The organism is Desertihabitans aurantiacus, from assembly GCF_003344635.1.
In the GTDB taxonomy this organism is placed as follows: domain Bacteria; phylum Actinomycetota; class Actinomycetes; order Propionibacteriales; family Propionibacteriaceae; genus Desertihabitans; species Desertihabitans aurantiacus.
Genome location: NZ_QPKK01000234.1, coordinates 1 through 6,022 on the forward strand (window position 1 = coordinate 1; position 6,022 = coordinate 6,022).

Sequence of the window (6,022 nt, forward strand, 5' to 3'; positions counted from 1 at the left end):
AGCAGGGCGAGCCCGGCCACGGCGGCGACCACCCCGACCGGGGCCAGCAGCACCAGCGTGCCGAAGGCGGCCGAGGCGATGCCGAGCCCGACCAGCACCACACCTGCGCTCAGGCTGGCGAGCCAGCGCCGGGAGCGGTCCGGGCCGGCCTCCGGCCCGGCGGCGAGGGCGGCGCTGATCGCGGCCAGGTTGACGGCGTGCCCGCCGGCCGGGGCCCCGAGCAGGGTGCCCGCCCCGGTGACGAGCATCGAGGCCCGCCACGGCACCTGGTAGCCGAGTCCCTTCATCACCGCGACGCCGGGCACGTTCTGCGAGGCCATCGTCACCAGGTAGAGCGGCAGCGCGATGCCGACGATCCCGCCGAGGGTGAGGGTGGGGGCGGTCAGCTCGACCCGCGGCAGCAGCGCGGCCGGGTCGACCACCGCCCCGGAGCGGCCGACGTGCACGGCGATGACGACGGCGGCGGTGAGGAACGCCAGCGGGGCCGCCCAGCGGGGCACCCACCGCAGCGCGAGCAGCCAGACCAGCACCACCGGGGCGACCGCCACCGGGTTCTCGGCCAGCCCGGTGACGGGGCCGAGGCAGAGCTGCAGCAGCACCCCGGCCAGCATCGCCTGGGCCACCGAGGTGGGGATCCGGGTGATCAGCGCACCCAGCCACGGCAGCAGACCGGTGAGCACGATGAGCAGCCCGGTGACGAGGAAGGCCCCGACGGCGGCCGGCCAGCCACCGGGCACCGTGCCGGTGGAGGCCAGCAGCGCGGCCCCCGGGGTGGACCAGGCGACGGTGACCGGCATCCGGGTGCGCCAGGCGAGGACGATGCTGCCGAGCCCCATCGTCACGCTGGCCGCCAGCAGCCCGCTCGCGGCCTGGTCGGGGTCGGCGCCGACGCCGGCGAGCCCGCTCAGCACCACCACGAAGGAGCTGGTGAAACCCACCAGGGCCGAGACGATCCCGGCTGAGACCGGCCGCAGCCGGGCGGCGGAGGCGTTCGCGGGTCCGGGACGGGTGCCCGCAGGCTGGTGCGTCACTGGCGGCTCCGGACCCGGGCGTGCCCGATCGACGGTGAGGTGGTCGGCCCGACGCTAGCCACCGGTGCGGCGTCCGGACCGGCGCTCCCGCCAGGCGGGCACCGTCTGGCGCGGCCGGGGCGGAGACGACGAGGTCCGGGCACCGGCCGGGGATCATCCCCGGTCGCGTACCCGGACCTCGTGCTCGGGGTGGATGACGGGACTTGAACCCGCGGCCCCCTGGACCACAACCAGGTGCTCTGCCAACTGAGCTACACCCACCACGACACCCGGCGGACCGGGCGACGGCTGGCACAGTCTAACCAGATGGGCACCCGCCGTGAAATCGGCTTCCCGGCGGGGCGCCGGCTCAGGTGCCGGTGCTCTGCTCGGTGTCCTCGGTGACCTCGACCGCCTCCAGACCGGTCAGCGATCCGGCGTGCTGGCGGGCCAGGTCGCGGCAGGTCGCGGTGTCGGGCCCCGGCGGGGCGACGAAGAGGGTGTCGCGGTAGTAGCGCAGCTCCTCGATCGACTCCTGGATGTCGGCGAGCGCGCGGTGGTTGCCGCCCTTGGCCGGGCTGTTGAAGTAGATCCGCGGGTACCAGCGCCGGGCCAGCTCCTTGAGCGAGGAGACGTCGACGTTGCGGTAGTGCACGTGCGCCTCCAGCTCGGGCATCTGGCGCAGCAGGAAGGCGCGGTCGGTGCCGATGGTGTTGCCGGCCAGCGGCGCCTTGCGGGCCTCGGGCACGTACTGGCGGATGTGCTCGAGCACGCGTCGCTCCGCCTCGGCCAGCTCCAGGCCGTGCTCGAGCTGGGCCAGCAGACCCGAGGAGGTGTGCATCTCGCGGACGAAGTCGCCCATCTGCTCCAGCGCGGAGGCCGGCGGCTTGATGACGACGTCGATGCCCTCACCGAGCACGTTCAGGTCGCTGTCGGTGACGAGGGCCGCGACCTCGACCAGCGCGTCCCGCTCGAGGTCGAGCCCGGTCATCTCGCAGTCGATCCACACCAGGTTCTGGTTCATCGCGACCACTCTAGGGGAGCCTCACCCGGCCGGACGCCGACGGCGGGGCACCCAGCGCACCAGCCAGCCGGTGCCGAGCAGGGCCATCGCCCCGACGGTGAGCGAGGCGGCGCCGAGGGAGGCCAGCCCGGCGACGAGGGTGATCACCAGCGGGCCGAGACTGGTGCCGGCGTCGGCGAAGAGGCGCCAGCCGGAGAGGAACTGCGAGCGCCCGACGGCGGGGGAGGCGTCGGAGCCCATCGTCATCACCACCCCGGAGCTGACCCCGTTGCCCAGCCCCATCAGCAGCGCGACCGCGGCGATGGTGACGACGGTGGAGGTCAGCGGCAGCAGCAGCATCCCGACGCCGATCACCGCCATCGCCGGGGCGGCCACCCACAGCCGTCCGAACCGGTCCATGATCCAGCCGCCGGGGAAGAACATCAGCATGTCCATCGCCCCGGAGATGCCGAAGATGATGCTGGTGACGGCCGGGTCGATGCCCTGGGAGTCGGCCCACAGCGGGATGATCGACTGCCGCGACGCCCGCACCATCATGATGAGCAGCGAGCCGACGCCGACCGTGGCGAGCACCCGGCGGTGCTCCCACAGCACCTCGCGCAGCGCCACCCGCGGCGCCGTCCCGCGCGGGCGTCCGGTGCTGGGCAGGTCGGGCAGGGCGAGGGTGACCAGCCCGGCGAACAGGCTCATCAGGGCGGCGAAGGCGTAGGCCGCCCACAGGTCGGACGCGGCGATCAGCCCCGCCCCCACCAGCGGCCCGACGAGGAAACCCATCCGCAGGCTGCCGCCCAGGCCGGAGAGCGCGCGGGCCCGGTAGGCGGCGGGGACGGCCACGGTGAAGTAGGACTGGCGCGCCAACCCGAGCACCGAGCTCGCCACCCCGGCCGCGAACACCGCCGCACCCAGCACCACGACGTCCGGGGCGACGCAGGCGACGGCGAGGCTGGCGGCCTCGAGCAGGCAGGCCAGCACCAGGGCCCGCTTCTCACCCAGCCGGTCGGCCAGCACCCCGGCCGGCAGGTCGCCGCAGAGCTGGCCGATGCCGAGCAGGGCGATGACGAAGGCGGCCACGCCGACGCCGGCGCCCAGGTCGCGGGCGGTCAGTGCCACCAGCGGGGTGATGGCCCCGATCCCCATCGAGGCCAGCAGCGTCGGTCCGTAGGCGGTGAGGAGGAAGGTCGGCGAGGGCCGCCAGCGGTTCACGGAGCGGTCACGGGCCGACGTCGCCCACCACGCCGTTGGTGAGCTGCACCAGCTGCTCGGGGGTGAGCGGGACGATCGAGTGCGGCGTCCCGGCCGCGGCGTAGACGGTGTCGTGCTCGAACAGCGCCCGGTCGACCACGGTGCGCAGCGGCCGCGGGTGACCGACCGGGGCGACCCCGCCGATGGCCTGCCCGGTCGCGGCGCGGACCTGCTCGGGGCTGGCCCGGCGCAGCGGCTCGACCAGCTCGAGCAGCTCGTCGACCAGCTCGGTCTGCACCCGGTGGCGTCCGCTGGTCAGCACCAGCACGGGCTCGTCACCGCTCATGAACACCAGCGAGCTGGCGATCTGGCCGACCTCGCAGCCCAGCGCGCGGGCGGCCTCGACGGCGGTGCGGGTGGAGTCGTCGAGGTGGCGGATCTCGGCGTCCACCCCGGCGGCGCTGAGCGCAGCCGCGACCTCCTGGCTGCGGCGGGGCTGGGGGCTCATGGCGCCCGAGTCTAGGAGCGGCGACGCGCCGGGTCGGCGGCGGTCGTACGGTGGGCCCATGAGCAGCAGCCGAGACGCAGCCGCGCCGGATCGGGACGCCGGGGCGGAGGTGTGGGGTGCCTGAGCGCGAGGTGGTGCCGGTGAGCGGGGAGATCCGGCTGGGGCAGTTCCTCAAGCTGGCCAACCTCATCGACTCCGGCGCGGAGGCCAAGGGGGTGCTCGCCGACGGGGTGGTGCTGGTCAACGACGAGGCGGAGACCCGGCGCGGACGCCAGCTGGTGCGCGGGGACGTCGTCGCGCTGCGGGACGGCCGCTCGGCCGAGGTCGGCTGAGCCGGACGCCGACCGGCGCCGGGCCGCCGCTGTGCCAGGGTGCGTCCATGACTGCCAAGGGATACGTGCTGGTGCGCCGCACCGTCGTCGACGCCGACCAGGCGAGTGAGTACCTGCGACAGGCCGCGGAGGTGGTGACCGCCGCCGGGGGCCGCTACCTGGTCCGCGGTGGGCAGGCCGAGGTGCTCGAGGGTGAGCCGGACCCCGACGGCGCGGGCTGGGTCGTCATCGAGTTCGACTCCCTCGAGGCGGCCCGCACCTTCTACCACTCCGCGGAGTACGCGCCCTCCCTCGAGCTGGCCCAGACCGCCTTCGACCGCCGCTACCTGCTGGTCGAGGGCGTCCCGCAGGGCGTCTGACCGGCCTGGGACGCACGACGGGCGGGACGCCGACCGCGTCCCGCCCGCCGCACGACCGGCTCAGAGCAGGTCGAGCCAGGCCAGCTGCTCGGGGGTGAGCTCGACGTCCAGCGCCGCCATCGAGGAGCGGGTCTCGGCGATGCTGCGCGGCCCGATCAGGGCGAACGTCGGGAACTCCTGGTGCAGCACGAAGGCCAGCGCCACCGCGGTGGTCGGCACCCCCAGCTCGGCGGCCAGGCTCTCGGCCCGGCGCAGCCGCTCGAAGTTGTCCTCGCTGTAGTAGCAGCGCACCAGCTCGGGGTCGCTGTGGTCGTCGGGGTGGGCCCGGCCGGTGAAGAAGCCGCGGGCCTGGCTCGACCAGGGCAGCAGCGTCACCTTCCGCTCGGCCAGCCACTGCTTGGACGCCCGGTCGGTGGCGTGCTCGCAGCCCTTCCACGGCACGTCGAGGGCCTCGGCCAGACCGAAGTGGTTGCTCAGCACGGTGAACCCCTGCCGGCCGTTGGCCTCGGCGTAGGCGTTCGCCTCGTCGAAGCGGGCCGGCGTCCAGTTGGAGCCGCCGAAGACGCCGATCCGCCCGGCCTTCGCGTGCTCGTCGAGGACGTCGACGAACTCACCGACCGGCACCTCCGGGTTGTCGCGGTGCATCAGGTAGATGTCGGCGTGCTCGGTGCCCTGGCGCTCCAGCGACTCCAGCAGCTGGCGGCTGATCGACTCGGGGTCGCAGTGCGGGCTGTGCGCGCCCTTGGTGATGATGACCACCTCGTCGCGGACGCCGCGCTCGCGCACCCAGCGGCCGAGCAGCGCCTCCTGGCGACCGCCGCCGTAGAGCCAGGCGGTGTCGAAGGTGGTGCCGCCGGCGGCGAAGAAGGAGTCGAACATGGCGGCCGCGTGGGCGGGGGTCTGCTGGTTGTCGCAGCCCATCACGAGCCGGGAGACGTCCTTGTCCACGCCGGGGATCCGGCCGTGGCGCATCGGGCCCGGCTTGCCGTCCACGTCGACCCCGCGCTGCAGCGGGGCGACCAGCGGCGCGGGGAACGGGGCGTCGTCGGTCTCGAAGGGGTAGACCAGCCCGAGCGCGGCCCGCCACTGGTCGAGCACCCGGGCGTTGCCGAGGCTGTCGGCCTGGCTCATGATCCGGCTGTCGCCGGTGCCGACCGCCGCGGCCAGCCCGTCGGCCTCGAGCGCGTAGGAGGCCTCGCCCTCGAACCGCTCGACGACCGGCTCCTGGCCGACCACCGTGATGGTCAGCGACTGCTCGGCGCCGATGGTCCACGGGTCCTGGACCCGGATGCTGCCGCGGGTGCCGTGCACGACGACGCCGCTCTCGGCCAGCCGGACGCCGGTGCGCACGGTGGCGGTGACGTCGCCGAAGTCGAGCCGGCCGACGGCCCAGGCGTCGACGCCGCCCTCGAGCGTCCCGCCGCCGGTGACCGCGACCGGGTCGGCGACCGCGGTGCCGCGGGCGGCGGCCACCACGGCGCGGGCCATCGAGACCGGGTAGCAGCCGACGTCGAGGATCGCCCCGCCGGCCAGCGCCGGGTCGAGCAGGCGTCCACCGGTGGCGCCGGTGGCGAAGCCGAAGGCGGCGTCGACGTGCAGCACCTGGC

Annotated in this window: 7 protein-coding genes and 1 tRNA gene; 2 read left to right on the top strand and 6 right to left on the bottom strand. The window is 74.7% G+C overall.

What is annotated here, in order from left to right; translation table 11 throughout:
• The 5 genes from DVA66_RS15855 to DVA66_RS15875 form a co-directional block, all read right to left on the bottom strand.
• The coding region (locus DVA66_RS15855; protein WP_114560952.1) for a benzoate/H(+) symporter BenE family transporter at positions 1-1,031 on the bottom strand (1,031 nt) is incomplete at its 3' end.
• Between the two features lie 188 nt (positions 1,032-1,219).
• Positions 1,220-1,292: transfer RNA gene (locus tag DVA66_RS15860), tRNA-His, on the bottom strand.
• Between the two features lie 88 nt (positions 1,293-1,380).
• Positions 1,381-2,034: an oligoribonuclease gene (orn, locus tag DVA66_RS15865; protein ID WP_114560956.1), complete on the bottom strand. Its 654-nt coding sequence runs from the start codon at positions 2,032-2,034 to the stop codon at positions 1,381-1,383.
• A gap of 21 nt (positions 2,035-2,055) precedes the next feature.
• Positions 2,056-3,237 (bottom strand): MFS transporter, encoded by a 1,182-nt coding sequence (locus DVA66_RS15870; RefSeq protein ID WP_232822002.1) that lies wholly within the window; start codon positions 3,235-3,237, stop codon positions 2,056-2,058.
• Positions 3,238-3,244: 7 nt separating this feature from the next.
• The gene (locus tag DVA66_RS15875) at positions 3,245-3,724 is read right to left on the bottom strand and encodes a YbaK/EbsC family protein (protein ID WP_114560953.1); all 480 of its coding nucleotides are present in this window, start codon (positions 3,722-3,724) and stop codon (positions 3,245-3,247) included.
• Positions 3,725-3,840: 116 nt separating this feature from the next.
• On the opposite strand from DVA66_RS15875, the gene DVA66_RS15880 reads away from it, so the two are divergent.
• Positions 3,841-4,056 carry an RNA-binding S4 domain-containing protein gene (locus tag DVA66_RS15880; protein ID WP_114560954.1) on the top strand — a complete coding sequence of 72 codons (216 nt, stop codon included), beginning with the start codon at positions 3,841-3,843 and terminating at the stop codon, positions 4,054-4,056.
• 47 nt (positions 4,057-4,103) lie between these two features.
• Complete coding sequence (locus DVA66_RS15885; RefSeq protein ID WP_114560955.1) at positions 4,104-4,415, top strand: DUF1330 domain-containing protein; 312 nt, start codon at positions 4,104-4,106, stop codon at positions 4,413-4,415.
• 60 nt (positions 4,416-4,475) lie between these two features.
• On the opposite strand, the gene DVA66_RS15890 is transcribed toward DVA66_RS15885, so the two are convergent.
• Positions 4,476-6,022: aldo/keto reductase (locus DVA66_RS15890; protein ID WP_114560958.1), on the bottom strand; the 1,547-nt coding region annotated here is incomplete at its 5' end.

Coding starts and splice junctions, on each gene's coding strand:
- orn (WP_114560956.1), bottom strand. CDS start 2,034: ATGAACCAGAACCTGGTGTGGATCGACTGCGAGATGACCGGGCTCGAC.
- DVA66_RS15875 (WP_114560953.1), bottom strand. CDS start 3,724: ATGAGCCCCCAGCCCCGCCGCAGCCAGGAGGTCGCGGCTGCGCTCAGC.
- DVA66_RS15885 (WP_114560955.1), top strand. CDS start 4,104: ATGACTGCCAAGGGATACGTGCTGGTGCGCCGCACCGTCGTCGACGCC.